The 16,274-nt window shown below is 64.8% G+C and carries 15 protein-coding genes; 7 read left to right on the top strand and 8 right to left on the bottom strand.

Annotated elements, in window-relative coordinates; translation table 11 throughout:
- Positions 1-7: 7 nt before the first annotated feature.
- Positions 8-883, bottom strand: a complete 876-nt coding sequence (locus Q2K57_RS07630) for an SDR family oxidoreductase (RefSeq protein ID WP_304526508.1) — start codon at positions 881-883, stop codon at positions 8-10.
- A gap of 78 nt (positions 884-961) precedes the next feature.
- Here Q2K57_RS07630 and Q2K57_RS07625 point away from each other — a divergent pair, with 78 nt between their 5' ends.
- On the top strand, positions 962-1,882 hold the full coding sequence (locus Q2K57_RS07625; protein WP_112055612.1) for a LysR substrate-binding domain-containing protein: 921 nt from the start codon (positions 962-964) through the stop codon (positions 1,880-1,882).
- On the top strand, positions 1,879-3,960 hold the full coding sequence (gene recG, locus Q2K57_RS07620; protein ID WP_112055613.1) for an ATP-dependent DNA helicase RecG: 2,082 nt from the start codon (positions 1,879-1,881) through the stop codon (positions 3,958-3,960). The genes Q2K57_RS07625 and recG overlap by 4 nt, the downstream gene beginning before the upstream one ends.
- A 36-nt stretch (positions 3,961-3,996) precedes the next feature.
- Here the strand turns inward: recG and yccS are convergent, their stop codons facing one another.
- The 4 genes from yccS to Q2K57_RS07600 form a co-directional block, all read right to left on the bottom strand.
- On the bottom strand, positions 3,997-6,225 hold the full coding sequence (gene yccS, locus Q2K57_RS07615; protein WP_304526667.1) for a YccS family putative transporter: 2,229 nt from the start codon (positions 6,223-6,225) through the stop codon (positions 3,997-3,999).
- 370 nt (positions 6,226-6,595) lie between these two features.
- Positions 6,596-6,952, bottom strand: coding sequence for a hypothetical protein (locus Q2K57_RS07610; RefSeq protein ID WP_304526507.1), 357 nt, complete (start codon positions 6,950-6,952; stop codon positions 6,596-6,598).
- A gap of 91 nt (positions 6,953-7,043) precedes the next feature.
- The gene (locus Q2K57_RS07605) at positions 7,044-7,319 is read right to left on the bottom strand and encodes an HU family DNA-binding protein (protein ID WP_092525168.1); all 276 of its coding nucleotides are present in this window, start codon (positions 7,317-7,319) and stop codon (positions 7,044-7,046) included.
- Positions 7,320-7,468: 149 nt separating this feature from the next.
- Positions 7,469-8,629, bottom strand: a complete 1,161-nt coding sequence (locus Q2K57_RS07600; RefSeq protein ID WP_304526506.1) for an FAD-dependent oxidoreductase — start codon at positions 8,627-8,629, stop codon at positions 7,469-7,471.
- Between the two features lie 74 nt (positions 8,630-8,703).
- Between Q2K57_RS07600 and Q2K57_RS07595 the strand changes: the two genes are divergently transcribed.
- The 4 genes from Q2K57_RS07595 (at position 8,704) to phoR (ending at position 12,533) form a co-directional block, all read left to right on the top strand.
- Positions 8,704-9,258 (top strand): chorismate lyase, encoded by a 555-nt coding sequence (locus Q2K57_RS07595; RefSeq protein WP_369700302.1) that lies wholly within the window; start codon positions 8,704-8,706, stop codon positions 9,256-9,258.
- Positions 9,259-9,419: 161 nt separating this feature from the next.
- Positions 9,420-10,304 carry a 4-hydroxybenzoate octaprenyltransferase gene (gene ubiA, locus Q2K57_RS07590; protein WP_304526505.1) on the top strand — a complete coding sequence of 295 codons (885 nt, stop codon included), beginning with the start codon at positions 9,420-9,422 and terminating at the stop codon, positions 10,302-10,304.
- A gap of 227 nt (positions 10,305-10,531) precedes the next feature.
- Positions 10,532-11,221 (top strand): phosphate regulon transcriptional regulator PhoB, encoded by a 690-nt coding sequence (gene phoB, locus Q2K57_RS07585; RefSeq protein WP_112055616.1) that lies wholly within the window; start codon positions 10,532-10,534, stop codon positions 11,219-11,221.
- 7 nt (positions 11,222-11,228) lie between these two features.
- Positions 11,229-12,533, top strand: coding sequence for a phosphate regulon sensor histidine kinase PhoR (phoR, locus tag Q2K57_RS07580; protein WP_304526504.1), 1,305 nt, complete (start codon positions 11,229-11,231; stop codon positions 12,531-12,533).
- A gap of 218 nt (positions 12,534-12,751) precedes the next feature.
- On the opposite strand, the gene cysZ is transcribed toward phoR, so the two are convergent.
- Both cysZ and phoU read right to left on the bottom strand, forming a co-directional pair.
- Entirely contained in the window at positions 12,752-13,498 is a 747-nt protein-coding gene (cysZ, locus tag Q2K57_RS07575) for a sulfate transporter CysZ (protein ID WP_112055618.1), read from the bottom strand.
- A gap of 120 nt (positions 13,499-13,618) precedes the next feature.
- Entirely contained in the window at positions 13,619-14,347 is a 729-nt protein-coding gene (gene phoU / locus Q2K57_RS07570; protein ID WP_112055619.1) for a phosphate signaling complex protein PhoU, read from the bottom strand.
- Between the two features lie 296 nt (positions 14,348-14,643).
- Here phoU and Q2K57_RS07565 point away from each other — a divergent pair, with 296 nt between their 5' ends.
- Complete coding sequence (locus Q2K57_RS07565) at positions 14,644-15,051, top strand: acyl-CoA thioesterase (protein WP_304526503.1); 408 nt, start codon at positions 14,644-14,646, stop codon at positions 15,049-15,051.
- A gap of 53 nt (positions 15,052-15,104) precedes the next feature.
- Here the strand turns inward: Q2K57_RS07565 and Q2K57_RS07560 are convergent, their stop codons facing one another.
- A complete protein-coding gene (locus Q2K57_RS07560; RefSeq protein WP_112055621.1) occupies positions 15,105-16,205 on the bottom strand; it encodes a TRAP transporter substrate-binding protein in 1,101 nt (366 codons plus the stop codon).
- Positions 16,206-16,274: the final 69 nt, after the last annotated feature.

Here is a 16,274-nt window from a genome sequence, read left to right as displayed (position 1 = left end):
CTCGGCGCTAGCGTGAGGCCTCGGGCAGGAAGCCGCCAGCCTCGAGCACCTGGGCATAGCCCTCACGGTAGCTCGGGTAGCGGAAGACATAGCCGGAGGCCAGCAGGCGAGCGTTATTGCAGCGCTTGCTGGCCCGGCGGCGCAGCGGCGACTGGATGACCTGGGTGGACTCGACCTTAAGTTTGGTGGCAAGCCAGGTCATCACCTCGTGCAGCGGCGCCGGCTCGCAGTCGGTGGCAAGATAGAGCGGCTCCACCGGCGCCTTGTCCAGCACGCGCTGAATCAGGTGCTCAAGCACCCCGGCACAGTCATCGCGGTGAATGCGGTTGGAATACATGGGGGGATTGGAGGCGGCGATGCGCCCCTCGCCGGCCTGGCGGATCAGCCGGTCGCGTCCCGGACCGTAGATGCCCGAGAAACGCACCACGGTGCCCGGCAACTCATGCGCGATCAGCGCCTCTTCGGCCTCCTGCATCAGTTGGCCGGAGAAGCCGCTGGGCTCGATGGGGCTATCCTCATCGACCTGCTCGCCTTCGCGCTGCGCATAGACGCTGGTGGAGGAGACAAAGAACACGTGACGCGGCGGTGCCTCGCGACCGGCGAACTCGGCGAGCACCGCCTTGAGACCGGCCGGATAGGCGGCGCGATAGGCGTCTTCCTCGAAGCGGTCGGCGCTCAGCACATAGACCAGGGTGTCGGCATCGGGCAGCTCGGCCACCGCGCCCTCGGCGTGAATGTCGAGAGACAGCGGTTCGATGCCGCTATCTTCGAGCGTCGCGGCCTTGCGGCGCACGCCCACCACCCGCTGGCCGGCCTCGATGAGAAGCTTGCCAAGGGTCGTGCCGATGTCGCCACAGCCAATAATCAGTGTCGTCTTCTTCACCTTTGCCCTGCCCCTTGATAAAAAGTAGCTATCAGAACCATCCTGTTCATTTACTGCGAGAGCGCAGCCAGGCATCACATGACTCTAACAGAACTCCGCTACATCGTAACCTTGGCGCAGGAGCGCCATTTCGGGCGTGCCGCCGAGCGCTGCTTCGTCTCCCAGCCGACCCTGTCGGTGGCGGTCAAGAAGCTCGAGGAAGAGCTCGGGGTAGCGCTGTTCGAGCGCTCCAAGTCGACGGTACAGGTCACGCCCCTGGGCGAGCAAATCGTCGAGCAGGCGCAGCGGGTACTCGAGCAGTCGAGCGTCATCCGCGAGCTGGCCAACGCCGGCAAGGACCAACTGGCGAGCCCGCTGCGCATCGGCGCCATCTATACCATCGGGCCCTACCTGTTTCCCTACCTGATCCCGGAACTGACCCGCACCGCGCCGCAGATGTCGCTGTACATCGAGGAAGGCTTCACCGCCGACCTGCGGCGCAAGCTGAGAAGCGGCGAGCTCGACGCCATCATCGTTGCGCTGCCCTTCACCGAGACCGACGTGCTGACCAAGCCGGTCTACGATGAGGAGTTCGAGGTGCTGATGCCCGCCGATCACCCCTGGAGTTCGCGGGACAGCATCGCCAAGGAAGACCTGCTCCAGGAACGGCTGCTGTTGCTCGGCGAGGGGCACTGTTTCCGCGATCAGATCCTCGAAGCCTGCCCGGCGATCAGCGCCAAGCTCAACAGCCCCAATAACACCCTGACCGCCGAGGGCGGCTCGCTTGAGACCATTCGTCATATGGTGGCCTCGAAGCTCGGCATCACGGTACTACCCCATTCGGCGATCGGCACCGGCCACTACGAAGCCGGCGTGCTCACCTCCCGGCCCTTTGCCAGTGATGTGCCCTCGCGCACTGTCGCGATCGCCTGGCGGGCGAGCTTCCCGCGGCCCAAGGCCATCGACACCCTCACCGAGGCGATCCGGCGCTGCCGGGCCCGTCAGCTCGAGACCTCATGAGCGAGCTGACCCAGGACGTCAGTGCCCTCAAGGGGGTCGGCGAGGCGCTCGCGGGCAAGCTTGGCCGGCTCGGGGTGGCGAGCATCGCCGACCTGCTGTTCCACCTGCCGCTGCGCTACCAGGACCGCACCCGGGTGACGCCGGTCGGCACCCTGCGCGCCGGTCACGAGGCGGTGGTGCAGGGCGAGGTGGCGGCCTGTGACGTGATCAAGGGTCGCCGACGCAGCCTGCTGGTGCGCCTCACCGATGGCTCCGGCATCCTGAGCCTGCGCTTCTTCCACTTCTCGCCCGCGCAGCAGCAGCAGTTCCAGCCCGGCACACGGGTCCACGCCTTCGGCGAGGCCCGGGCCGGCGCCACCGGGCTCGAGATCTATCACCCGGAATATCGCCTGCTCAAGGCCGGTGAGGCGGTGGTCGACGAACACCTGACCCCGCTCTACCCCACCACCGAGGGCCTCAACCAGGCGCGCCTGCGCGGCCTGATCGATCAGGCCATGCGCCTGCTCCAAGAGGCGCCGGCGGCGCTGCCGGACTGGATTCCGGAAGGCCTGCGCCAGCGTTTCCGGCTGCCCGAGCTGCATGCGGCACTTAACTACCTGCACCACCCGCCGCCAGAGGCCAACCTGGATCAACTGCGGGAAGGCACTCACCCGACCCAGCGCCGTCTGGCGCTGGAAGAGCTGCTGGCCCACCAGCTCAGCCTGCGGGTGGTGCGTCAGCGCATCCAGGCCGACGGCGCACCGCCCCTCCCCTCAGGCCGCAGCCTGCAGGCGCGCTTCGTCTCGAAACTGCCGTTCTCGCTGACCGGCGCCCAGCGCCGGGTACTCGACGAGATCGGCCGGGATCTCGAGCGCGCGGTGCCGATGCTGCGTCTCGTGCAGGGCGACGTGGGCTCGGGCAAGACGGTGGTCGCGGCGATGGCGGCGCTCACCGCCATCGCCGGCGGCTGCCAGGTCGCCATGATGGCACCCACCGAGCTGCTCGCCGAACAGCACTACCGCACCTTTCGCGACTGGTTCGAACCACTGGGCATCGAGGTGGCCTGGCTCGCCGGCAAGCTCAAGGGCAAGGCGCGGCTCGATACCAAGGCGGCGCTGGCCGACGGCCGCGTGCAGCTGGTGGTGGGTACCCATGCGCTCTTCCAGGCCGACGTGCACTTCAAATGCCTGGGGCTTGCCATCATCGACGAGCAGCACCGCTTCGGCGTTCACCAGCGCCTGGCATTGCGCGAGAAGGGCGAGGCCGCAGGCCTGACACCCCATCAGCTGGTGATGACGGCCACCCCGATTCCGCGCACCCTGGCGATGAGCGCCTATGCCGACCTGGACGTCTCGGTGATCGACGAGCTGCCGCCGGGGCGCACTCCGGTGCAGACCGTGGCCGTCCCCGATGAGCGCCGTCCAGAGGTGGTCGCGCGCATCGAGCGCGCCTGCGCCGAGGGCCGCCAGGCCTACTGGGTCTGCACCCTGATCGAGGAATCCGAGGCCCTGCAGTGCCAGGCCGCCGAGGCCACCCACGAGAGCCTCACCGAGGCGCTGCCGGATCTCGCCATCGGGCTGGTGCACGGGCGCATGAAGGCCGGCGAGAAGGCCGAGGTAATGGCGGCTTTCAAGGACGGCGAGCTGGACCTGCTGATCGCCACCACGGTGATCGAGGTCGGGGTCGACGTGCCCAACGCCAGCCTGATGATCATCGAGAACCCGGAGCGGCTGGGCCTCTCGCAGTTGCATCAGCTGCGCGGCCGGGTCGGGCGTGGTGCCACCGAGAGCTTCTGCGTGCTGCTCTACCATCCGCCGCTGTCGGCCCACTCACGGGAGCGGCTGGGCGTCATGCGCGAGACCACCGACGGCTTTCGCATCGCCGAGAAAGACCTGGAGCTTCGCGGGCCCGGCGAGGTGCTGGGCACGCGTCAGACGGGACTTGCGGCAATGAAGATTGCCGACCTGGAACGCGACCGCGACCTGCTCGAACGGGTCGGCCCGCTGGCCAGGGCCCTGCTCGAGGAGTCTCCCGAATCAAGCGCGCCCTTGATACGCCGCTGGCTGGGTGAAGAAGCCGGACGCTACGGCCAAGTCTGAGTCGAATCAGCCTGAGCCGAATCAGTCTGAGGCGACTCAGGCCTGACCGGCGCATGGCGCATCGCTCGACTCACCGCTGGGATGGGTCAGCACCCGCTCTGCCGCCTCGCTCATCGGCACAAGCTGTCGCGCGATGTGCAACAGCTGAGTCTGAATCACACGGCGCGCATCATCGCTGTCATCCTGCGCCATGGCGGGCTCTTGCTCGAAGAGCGCCAGCAGCGCGCGTTGTTCATCCTTGAGGTCCGGGATCTGCTGGCGTGACATCAGGCTGGCGGCAATCGCCTCGAAGCCATCGGCCACGCGGCGCGCTGCCGCATAAATAGGCGCGTCGTCCGCGCTCGCCGCCAGGGTGCCGCGGTGAGCCCCCAGGGCAGAGAGATAGCCCAGCAGCGTATGCGAGACGACCAGAAAGCGAAAACCGTCGTCGGCATCCTTCTTACGGTAATGCCCTGGCTCCTGCAGCATGTTGGCGAGCACCGTGGAGAGCGCGGCATCCGCGTTGTGGGCGTTGCGTCGCGCCAAGCGGTAAGCGAGGTCATCCTGCTTGCCGGTCTCATATTGATGGATGATCTCGCGCAGATAATCGCTATTGCGCGATAGTGCCGTCGCCGCCACCTTGTTGAGCCGCCGCCCCTGCCAGTCGGGCAAGATCAAGAAGACCGCCAGCCCCGAGATCAGGCCGCCGATCAGCGTATCGATAAGGCGCGGCAGGATAAGATCGAAGCCGTCGCCGACCTGATTGAAGCTGGTCAGCACCAGAATGGTGATGGCGACAGTGGCAATGACATAGTGTTTTTCGCGATTGGCGAAGAAGACCACACCGGCCACGACCGAGAGCAGACACTGCACGAGGGCGCTAGGGAAGAGACTGATCGACGCCCAGCCCAAGCAGAGTCCGATCATGGTGCCCAGAATACGCTGGCGTAGAAAACGCCGAGTGGCGCCGAAATTAGGCCGACACACGAACAAGGTGGTCAGCAATATCCAGTAGCCCTGGGTGGGATGGATAAGATGTTGCACCCCATAGCCCGCCAGCAGGGCAAGCGATAGGCGTAGCGCGTGACGAAAGGTCGGCGAACCGGGCGTCAGGTTGAGGCGAATGCGCTCCCAGGCATCCTTGACGCTACGCGGGGAGCGATTGAACAGGCTGGGGTCTTTCTCATCGGCGCTGGCATCAGGATTGTAAGCACTTGCCAACTGATCCTCGAGGGTCGTCAGGTTGCGCCCGAGCGCCTGTAATGAGCGCAACAGCGGCGCCCATTCGGGATGGTCCTGGTCCTGGTCCTGCAGGTAGCCGATCGACGCGCGCAGGTCATCCAGCGCCTGCTCACTCGGACCATGATCGAAAGGCTGACGCAGCAGTAGCGCCTTGGATAGCCGCTTGCAGGCCCGCCCCTGCTGGTCAAGCAGCCGCTGGCAGCGGAACAGCACGTCATAATGAAAAAACGTCTCGGCAAGGGCCGAATAGGGATAGTGAGAGGCGCTGACTCGCTCGTGGATGTCCTGGGCGATGAAATAAAGCCGCAGATAGCGGTTGAGCTTACGGTTGCCGCGCTGACCTTCAAGGCGCCGGAAAATCATCTCCTTGGCCTGGTTGAGGGCCATCACCACGCGTCCATTCTGTCGCGCCAACGCCAAACGGCGGCTCTCGACATCCACCTCTCTGACCGGCTCGAAGAACGTCGCCTTGATAACCAGGTATTCACCCAGCTCCCGGTATAGCTGCGCCATGCTCTGCTTGACCGGCTGACGCGAGAACAGCGCGCACCAAACGACCGAGATCAGGCCATACCAGGCGGCGCCGCCCACCAGCAGCAACGGCTGGGACCAGAAGCTGCCTTCCGTGGTACCGCCGTGCTGCTCGATATTGATCATCGAGTAGACCGACAGAATCAGCGTCGCCGTGGCAATCGTCGCGTAACGCTGCTCGACAGCGCCCAGCATGATCAGGGTGAACGCGGCGAGTGTCAGTCCGGTGGCGAACAACAGAGGCCAGGGAAAGAGCAGCTCCACCGCCACCGAGGCCACGAAAAAACAGGCCAGGGTGACCAACAGCGCCCTGACGCGCCCTTCCCAGTTATCGTCGGTCTCCGCCAGCGCACTGGCGATGATGCCGAGAAACAGCGGAATGGCCAGCGCCATATGGTCCTGATACCAGCTCAGCGCCATGGCACCGCTCAAGGCGATGAAGACGCGGAAGCTGTAGGCGAACTTGTCGAGAGTCCACAGTCGACGCAGCGAATGAGAGAACGAATCGGAAATCTCAATAACTCCTGACGGGCATCAATGATGGCGGTAGCAGCGGCACGCGCTTGGCTGCGTGATCAGCCGACGGCGAGGCAATAACGCCCAGCGGCCTGATGACTCGACTTTAGTATAACGCCATCTGCCTGACTAACCACGCATGCACATCATTCGCCACTCTATTTGATGTCCTATTCGCCACACCATTCGCCACCTCAGGCATCGCCTCCTGCATGGCGGTTTGCATGGAGATTTGCATGGCGACTTACATGGAGAGAAACGCTGCGAAGGGAGCAGGCGGGTCAACGCATCGGGCAACAGGGCGGGTGGTCGACGTGACCTGCTATCGACGTGACCGGCGACCGGAGTGACCTGATATCGACGAGATCTACAGGTATTTGAACAGACGCTGCAGCTTGGCGAGATCGCCGCTGTCGCCGACCAGGCGCAGCTTGCCGGCCATCAGGCCCTCGCGGAAGGCGCGAGACGTCGGCTTACGCAGCACGCTGACGGCCGTGGCCAGATCCTCGAAGCGCAGTTCGAGATCAAGATCCACCGGCAGATTGGGCCCGGAGGTGATGCCGTCGGGAGTCATTCGGTAGTGGCGGGCAATCGAGAGATCCTCGGTGCCGATCCCCCAGTCCAGATGACCCAGCTCGGACAGGGCTTCACGAAAGCGTGGCTTGCGACGCCGGGCGCGCTTGAGCATCACGCTCAACAGCCAGAGCATCAAACGAAGCGTCATGGGCATGCCTCAGGGAAGGAAATTCATTCCACCGGCCGGACTGCGACCGGTGGAGCGCGTCACACAGGGAACGCGCGAGTGACGGCCACGCTTACTTGGTGACGGCGTCTTTCAGCGCCTTGCCGGGCTTGAACGCCACGGTCTTGCTGGCGGGGATGGTCAACGGCTGACCGGTCTGGGGGTTCTTGCCAGTGCGGGCGGCACGCTCGCGAACGGTGAAAGAGCCGAAGCCGATCAGGGACACATCCTGCCCCTTGGCGACACTGCCGGTAATTTCATCGAGGATAACGTTGAGTACCTGGCTGGCCTTGTCCTTGGATAGGTCGGCACGCTCGGCGATCGCCGAGGCGAGTTCTGGTTTGCGCATATAGCCCTCCTGGTGTGCGGTTCAAGGCGGCATCCGCCGCCTCAGATCGTTGTGAGGCCGGTTTCTGGTGGAGTCGCGGTGGTCGAGTCCAAGCCGGTATTGGCCAAGATGCCGAGGTGGTCGGAATCACCACGCCGGCAGCAACCAATCTAGATTAGCAATGCTGGGGCGACTCGTGCCAGTTCGACTTTCCGACGCACGCAGGCGCCTGTCAACGCAAAACCAATCATACGTCCGTTTTCGTCTTCTGCCCGAGCACTCCAATCACGCCCTTCCCCATCGATCCGCCAGTGGGCCGGCACCTGACGCGGCGGCAGCGCCACCACCGGCAGCAGCGGTGTCTTGACCAGTATCGGCCAGGGGCCATAAGCCACCGGCGTCGGGGTGCCGGTGAGGGTCGCCGCCAGCGCCTTGGCACCGGCCTGCAGGGGCTGCACGTACATGGCATTGACCCCATCGACGCAGGCCACGTCGCCCAGCGCATGGATGCCCGGCTGTGAGGTGGCCAGGTAGCGGTCGGTATGCACGCCCTCAGGGCCCACGGCCAGGCCAGCAGCCTCGGCGAGCGCCGTGCGCGGCGACAGGCCGGTAGCGACCAGCACCAGATCCGCCTCGAGCGACCGGCCATCGTCGAGGGTCAGCGCCAGCTGGTCGCCGTCCTCGCCAAGCGCCGCCAGGGTCCGGCCCGTCTCCAGCGCGATGCCGGCCTCCCGGAAGGCATCATTCAAGGCCGCCCCCAGCGTCTCGGGCAGCAGCCGCGCCAGCGGCGTGGGCTCAGGGGCGATCAGCGTCACGCCATGGCCGCCGGCGACCAGGTCATTGGCATACTCGCAACCCACCAGGCCGCTGCCGATGATCGCCACTCGCGCCGGGCGAGCGAGCCTCGCCAGCGCCGCGTGGAAGACGCGGTAGTCGTCGAGGTCATTGATCGCAAAGACCCTGGATGCCAGCGCGGGCGGAATCGCGAAGGGCGCCACCGGCGCGGCGCCGGTCGCCAACACCAGCTCGCCATAGGGCAACGTCTCGGCGCCGATCTCGAGGCACTTCGTCAGCGGGTCGATCGACGTGACCCGGGTGTGGGTGCGCACCACGGCGTCGAGGCCCTCGGCCAGCGAAAGCGCATCGCGGCTGGCCAGCCGCGACGGGGGCAGCCCCTTGGCGAAGCCGGTGGAGAGCATCGGCTTGGAGTAATCGTCACCGCTGTCGGCAGTGATCAGGGTGATCGGCCGCGCGGCGTCACGGGCACGCACCTGGCGGGCCAGCTGAATACCGGCCATGCCGGTGCCGAGGATGGTCAAGGGTGCAGTCATGGCGCTCCCGACGAGCAATAACGTGAACGCCGCATGGTACACTATGCGCCCCGATATTGGCCTGGAGGCGCCCGGTGCGCGATCGCCCGACATCTCCCTCTCTGAGCACCACCTGGCGCCGCTGGTACCCCGCTGCCGTGGCCCGGCCGACAATGAGCCCCGCCTGGTGGACCTGGATCGCCAGCCGCGACTCGCTGACGGCGAGGCTGATCGCTGCCGCCGACGGTCGTCCCTTCCGGGTGCGCCTGCTGGACCAGCGCATCGGCCGCCCCGGACACGACGAAGCCCGGGCACTGGGGCTCAGGCCCCGAGAGCGCGCCTGGCTGCGCGAGGTGGCGCTGTGCATCGAGGAGCAGCCCTGGGTAGTGGCTCGCTCGGTGGTGCCACTCGCTCGGCTCCACGGCCAGCGCCTGGATCGCCTCGGTGAGCGCTCGCTGGGCCACTGGCTGTTTCGTCAACCGGACCTCGAGCGCGGGCCGATTGAGGTCAGCCGAGCCGCAGCAGGCTTTCACGGCGGCCTCGGCCCATGGGGGCGACGCTCGGTGTTTCGCCACGGTCGCTTCGCGGTACTGGTTCAGGAGTTCTTCCTCGATACCATGAGCGATGAGCTGGGCTTGCCGCCACGCTGACCGGCCGCCGCGCCTAAACCATCGCAGCTAGCCCATGGCGTTAAATGAGTCGTGACGATAAATGGGCCATGGCATTAAATGAGCCGGCGCGATAAAAGAGTGCCCTGGCCCTGGAGAATGGGCGTAGCGGCAGGGCCTGAAGAGACAACCTGGAGACCAAGATGGATCACGTCGAGCGCCCCCGTGGCCTGGCTCGCCTGCCCGACTTTCTGGCACTGATGCGCCTCAATCGTCCCATCGGTACCTGGCTATTGATGTGGCCGACGCTCTGGGCGCTGTGGCTCGCCGCCGAGGGCCTGCCCACCCGCACCCTGCTGCTGATCTTCATCGCTGGGGTCTACCTGATGCGAGCCGCGGGCTGCGTGGTCAACGACTACGCCGACCGCCACCTGGATGGTCACGTCAAGCGCACCAAGGCACGGCCGCTGGCCACCGGGCGCATTGCGGAGCGCGAAGCCAAGATGCTGTTCGCGGCCCTCGTCGCCGCCTCCTTCGTGCTGGTGTGCTTCACCAACGGCCTGACCGTGCTGCTGTCGGTGGCCGCCGTGGCCCTGGCCGCGGTCTATCCCTTCATGAAACGCTATACGCACCTGCCCCAGGTCGTGCTGGGGGCGGCCTTCTCGATGGCCATTCCGATGGCCTTCTCGGCCGTGACCGGCGCGGTACCGCTGGAGGCCTGGCTCTTGTTCGCGGCCAACCTGTGCTGGACGGTGGCCTATGATACGCAATACGCGATGGTCGACCGGGACGATGACCTGAAGATCGGCATCAAGTCCACGGCGGTGCTGTTCGGGCGCGCCGATATCCTGATGATCGGGCTGCTGCAGCTCTTGACCCTTGGGTTGCTGGGACTGATCGGTACCCGCCTGGCACTAAGCGGCTTCTTCTGGCTGGGGCTTGGCGCCATGGCCGCGATCTTCGTCTATCAGTACACGCTGATTCGCGGCCGCGACCGGGATCGCTGCTTCCAAGCCTTCCTCAACAATCACTGGGCGGGGCTGGTCCTGTTCGCCGGCCTGGCCCTGTCGCTGTGGCCGGCGCCCTGAAGCAACTGCCGGACGAAAGGTGCGCCCCCTGAGGTCGGGGCCAAGAAAGGGGCGGAGCAAGAAGAGGGATACGCCCGGGTCAGAGCCCTTGATCTAAGCCCCTGATCAAGGGCCTTGGTGAGCCCCCTTGGTGAGAGCCGCCTGTCATGGCAATGTCATGTTAGCGTGGTGGAATCGTCATCATCTTGTCATTGTCCTTATCTTTGTAAGGCCAGGAGGCCAGCCAGATGAGCACCAAGACCGTCCTGATCGTCGATGACGAAGCCTCTATCCGCGAGATGATCGCCATCGCCCTGGAGATGGCCGACTATCAGGTCCTCGAGGCCGACAACGCCCAGACCGCGCATGCCATGGTCGTCGACCATCAACCCGACCTGCTGGTCCTTGACTGGATGATGCCGGGCATCAGCGGTATTGAGCTGGCCCGCCGCCTGAAGCGCGACGAAGCTACCGCCGAGCTGCCGATCATCCTGCTCACCGCCAAGGGCGAAGAAGACAACAAGATTCAGGGGCTCGAAGCCGGGGCGGATGACTACATCACCAAGCCCTTCTCGCCCCGCGAGCTGGTGGCCCGCCTCAAGGCGGTGCTGCGCCGCGCCACGCCCAAGGGCGTCGAGCAGGCGGTCGAGGTCGAGGGGCTGCTGCTCGACCCTGCCAGCCATCGCGTCAGCACCCACGGCGCTCCGCTGGATATCGGCCCCACCGAGTATCGCTTGCTACAGTTCTTCATGACCCACCAGGAGCGCGCCTATACGCGCAGTCAGCTGCTCGATCAGGTGTGGGGCGGCAACGTCTATGTCGAAGAACGCACCGTCGATGTGCACATCCGTCGCCTACGCAAGGCCCTCGGCGAGGCACACCAGCACCTGATTCAGACCGTGCGCGGCACGGGCTACCGCTTCTCTGCCAAGGGCTGAGCTACCTATGAGTCTCTGGGCCCTGGAATTCTGGCGCCTGGCCTGGCTGGCCGGCGTTCTGACCATGGCGGGCCTGATCTTCGACGCTCCAGGCCTGGGTCTGGCACTGGGGTTCGGGATCTATCTGCTCTTCCATCTGCGCCAGCTGCGCGCCCTGCATCGCTGGCTGACCCAGTCGCGACACGCTGACCCACCCGAGGCCAGCGGTATCTGGGGTGAGCTCTTCGATCGCCTGCACCATCACCAGAAGGCGCAGGCCAAGACCCAGCGACGCCTGCGTAACACCCTGCAACGCATTCAGGATTCCTCGGAGGCGATGAGCGACAGCGTGGTGATGCTCGACCGCCGTGGCGACCTGGAATGGTGGAACAGCGCCGCCGAAACCATGCTGGGGCTGAAGACTCATCAGGATCGTGGCCAGCACATCACCAACCTGATCCGCGCCCCGCGCTTCGTTGAGTACTTCGACAAGCGGGCCTACCGAGAGCCACTGACGCTGACCTCGCCGATCGACGATCGACGCGTCCTGCAGTTCCAGCTGACGCTATATGGCGACGATGAGCGCCTGCTGATGGCCCGCGACATCACTCGCCTGCATCGTCTGGAGCAGATGCGCCGCGACTTCGTGGCCAACGTCTCCCATGAGCTGCGCACCCCGCTCACGGTGCTGACCGGCTATCTGGAGACCTATGCCGACCATGCCGAGCTGATGCCGCCGCGCCTGGCCAGGAGCCTTGGCCAGATGCAGGACCAGGCCAAGCGCATGCAGAACCTGGTCGATGACCTGCTGATGCTGTCGCGCCTGGAGATCGACCAGCCCAATGCGCACAGCGAGCGCGTCTCCGTGCCGCCCCTGCTGGAAGCGATCCAGCACGACGCCGAATCCCTGTCGGGCGGCCGTCACCAGATCAGCCTCGACATCGAGTCGAATCAGGCACTGCGCGGTGACCCCAAGGAGCTGCGCAGCGCCATCTCCAACCTGGCCTTCAACGCCGTACGCTATAGCGGCGAGGGCTGTCATATCGTCCTGCGTTGGCGCGATCACCCGGCGGGCGCCGCCCTGGAAATCGAGGACAACGGCGAGGGCATCGACCCGGTGCATATCCCCCGCCTCACCGAGCGCTTCTACCGGGTCGACAAGGGTCGCAGCACGGCAACCGGCGGTACCGGCCTGGGACTGGCCATCGTCAAGCACGTACTGCTGCGCCACGACGCCCGCCTGGAAATCTCCTCCTACCCCGATCAGGGGTCAGTGTTTCGCTGCGTTTTCCCCAGCAAGCGCCTGGTCGAGGATCAAGCGGCCCACGCCTGACGCGACACCCCAGCTTTAGCCGCATTCACGACAGGCCCCATCCTCAAACGATAGCCATGGCAATAGTCGCCATGGCAAGAGTAGCTATGACAGTAGTCGCTCTGAGAACGAAAAAAGCCCCGCTAGCGGATAGCAGGGCTTTTTTCGTCACGGCCAGGCGAAATCAAGGAAAGAAGGCGAAACAAGGAAACCATGCACGCCGGGCCACACCATGGGGCTCAGCGGCGGGTCGCTACCGCCTCTCCTGAAGCGCCAAGCTCGCGATAGTGGCGATCCCACATCAGCACCGAGCCCGCCACGGCGCCGGGCAGCAGAAAGAGGTTGGCCAGCGGAATCCAGGTCAGCAACGTGACCCAGCCGCCGAAGGTCAGGGTCGGCCACCAGCGACGGCGCAGCCGGCGGCGCATATCGGCGAAGCTGACGGCGTTGTTGTCCATCGGGTAGTCCAGATAGGTGATCGCCATCACCCAGGCCGAGAACAGCAACCACAGCGGCGGCGCCAGCAGGTTGGCCACCGGCACCCAGCTCAGCACGAACAACAGCGCCATGCGCGGCACAATGTAGGCAAGCTTGACCAGCTCGCGGCCCAGGGCATCGACGCCGGTGCGCACCAGGCCACGCTCGTCCTGCGGAGGGCGGCCAGTCTGCTGCGCCTCGACCTTGGCCGCCAGAAAGCCATAGAAGGGAGCAGCGATCAGGTGCGTGACCAGGGTGAAACTGAAGAACACCACCAGCACCAGAGTCACCACGAAGAGCGGCCAGATCAGCCACTCGAGCCAATTAAGCCAGCCCGGGACCATCGTCATCCAGCCATCCAGCCAGCCGCCGAAATGGCTCAGTACGAACTGAAGCCCGGCGACATAGACCACCAGATTGACCAGCATCGGCAGAAACACATAGCGTCTCAGACCCGGACTGAAGACCAGCCGGGTTCCTCGGGTCAGCGCCGTCAGGGCGTTGAGCATCCTCTCGCGACTCCTTCTCTCGATATACAGGTCACTAGACGTGTACATCCTGGATAAAACAACGCCGCCGCACGAAGCGGCGGCGATTTCGGCTGCTTGATGCCGCCATGGCGGCTATCGTCACTTGCGCTGCTTGAGCGCTTCCTCGTCGAGGTCGTCCGGATTGATATGGCGGATATCCAGCCCTTTAACCAGGTAGATGACGTACTCGGCCAGGTTGTTGGCATGATCGCCGATGCGCTCCAGGGCGCGCAGCACCCACATCACGCTGAGCACCGAGGTGATGGAGCGCGGATCTTCCATCATGAAGGTCATCAGCGAGCGCATCGCGGTCGTGTATTCGCTGTCGACGGCCTCGTCTTCGTGGACCACCTTGAGCGCCAGATCGATATCGAAGCGGGCAAAACTGGTCAGCGAATCGCGCACCATGTTGCGTACGCGCTCGCTGATATGGCGCACCTCGACGAAGCCCTTCTTGCCATTGTCGGACTCACTCAGCGACAGAGCGTTGCGGGCGATCTTGGTGGCCTCATCACCGATCCGCTCAAGATCGGACACGGCACGGGTGACCGCCAGCACCAGGCGCAGGTCGGAAGCCGCCGGCTGACGCCGCGCCAGCACCCGTGTGCACTCCTCGTCGATCTTGATCTGCATATCGTTGACGGTCCGGTCCTGCTCGGAGACCTGCCTTGCTAGGCTCGAGTCGCCCTCGAGTAGGGCAATGACGGCATCCTGAACCTGTTTCTCGACCAGGCCACCCATGGCCATCAAGTGATTCTTGAGATCCTCGAGCTCATGATTGAACTGGCGGGAAATATGCTGGCTGTGGGTATCGCTGGTGATATCCATGGTGACACTCCTTGAGGACGCGCGGCATATCCTTGCGCCCGAGTTCGTATGCTTGGATCCGCGCGAGCCGCGGTACTGAAAGCCCTGTCACTGGCGAATGCGTCAGGGTGTCATAGCGTGCCTTGGGAGTATGACGCAACCAGGTTGCAATACGATGACGGTGAGCTCCCTGACCGTGGGTGGTGACGCCTGGGGCCGGCGTATATGATGACAGCGTCGGCCGCGCCCAGCGTGGGCCATCCTTGCCTTCATGTTACTACACCTTCGACAACAACAAGCCCACTGGAAACGCCGCCATGACCGATATAGATGACGTTCCCACGCCTCAGGGCCAACTGACCCTAAAACTGCTGGCCACCCGCCAGGACACCAACCTCTATGGCGACATTCCCGGCGGCTGGCTGGTCAGCCACATGGATCAGGCCGCCGAGCTGGCCGCGGGCCGCATCGCCCATGGCCGCACCGCTACGGTGGCCATCGAGGCCATGGACTTCCTGTGTCCGGTACGCGAGGGCTCGGTGGTCAATATCTTCACCGAACTCCGCGAAATCGGTCGCAGCTCGATCAAGATCAACGTCGAGGTATGGAGCCGTCCACCCCACGAGCGCAACCCCGATGAGCTTCACAAGGTGACCGAGGCGCGCTTCGTGATGGTGGCAATGGACGATAACGGCCGCATACGCGCCGTGCCCAACGGCCGTTGATCCACCACAGCGCCATTGAGCAACAGCCTCGCTTGATCAATATCGACAATGGATCAGCCGCTGACCAGTTCCCGCGTTTTCAGATAGGCAAACTCGCCGATATCGCTGAACGGCCGCACCAGCGACTGGAAGGCGCGGTAAGACTCGAGGATCTGCCGGGAGTCTTCGTCGGACTCGGTCTGTTTCGCCAGCACGTCCTGTGACGACGTATAAAGCGCCTTGATCACCTCGTCGGGGAACTGACGCAGCTTGACGCCATGATCCTCGACCAGCGTTTTCAGCGCCTCGGCATTGCGCAGCGTGAATTCGTCGATCATCGCCAGGTTGGCGGAACGCGCCGCTTCCATGACCACTACCTTGAGATCATCCGGCAGCGCCTGCCAGGCATCCAGATTGACAGTGCCCTCGAGAATCGCACTGGGCTCGTTCCAGGCCGAGGTGTAGTAGTAGTCGGCGACCTGATGCAGGCCGAAGGCCAGGTCGTTATAGGGCCCCACCCAGTCCGCGGCATCCAGCACACCGGTCTGCATCGAGGTGAAGATCTCGCTCCCCGGCATGTTGAGCGTGGTCACGCCGATGCCGTTCATGGCCTCGCCGGCAAGCCCCGGCAGGCGCAGCTTGAGCCCCTGCATGTCCTCCAGCGAATTGATTTCGCGCTTGAACCAGCCCGCCATCTGGGTGCCGGTGTTACCCACGGCGAAGGGCTTGAGGTTGTACTTGGCATAGAGCGCATCCCAAAGCGCTTGCCCTTCTCCCTGGTACAGCCAGGAGTTGGTTTCCTGGGCGGTCATGCCGAAGGGCACGGCGGTGAACATCTGCGCCGCCGGTACCTTGCCACGCCAGTAATAGGAGGCCGAGTGGCCCATCTGGGCAGTGCCCGACGAGACCGCATCGAACACTTCCAGCGCCGGGACCAGCTCGCCGGCCCCGTAGACGTCGACGCGCATGCGCCCGCCGGATAGCTGCTCGATGCGCTTGGCGAAATCGTTGGCGCCGGTCCCCAGGGCCGGGAAGTTCTTCGGCCAGGAGGTGACCATCTTCCAGGTAATGGTCTCCTGGGCGCTGGCGGTGTTGACGAAGGGCGCCGCGGCAATGCCGGCAGCGCCGGCGCCGAGGGCGGTAAGGAAGTGACGGCGGTGAAGGGGGCGTGACATGAAGAATGCGGCTCCGGTTAGCGGATTATCGGTATGGTGTTGCTGGTGTCCGCCACAAAGTATGCGCGA

Origin of the sequence: Halomonas sp. I5-271120, from assembly GCF_030553075.1 — a bacterium.
Lineage (GTDB): Bacteria > Pseudomonadota > Gammaproteobacteria > Pseudomonadales > Halomonadaceae > Onishia > Onishia taeanensis_A.
This window is presented reverse-complemented; position numbering and strand designations above follow the sequence as displayed.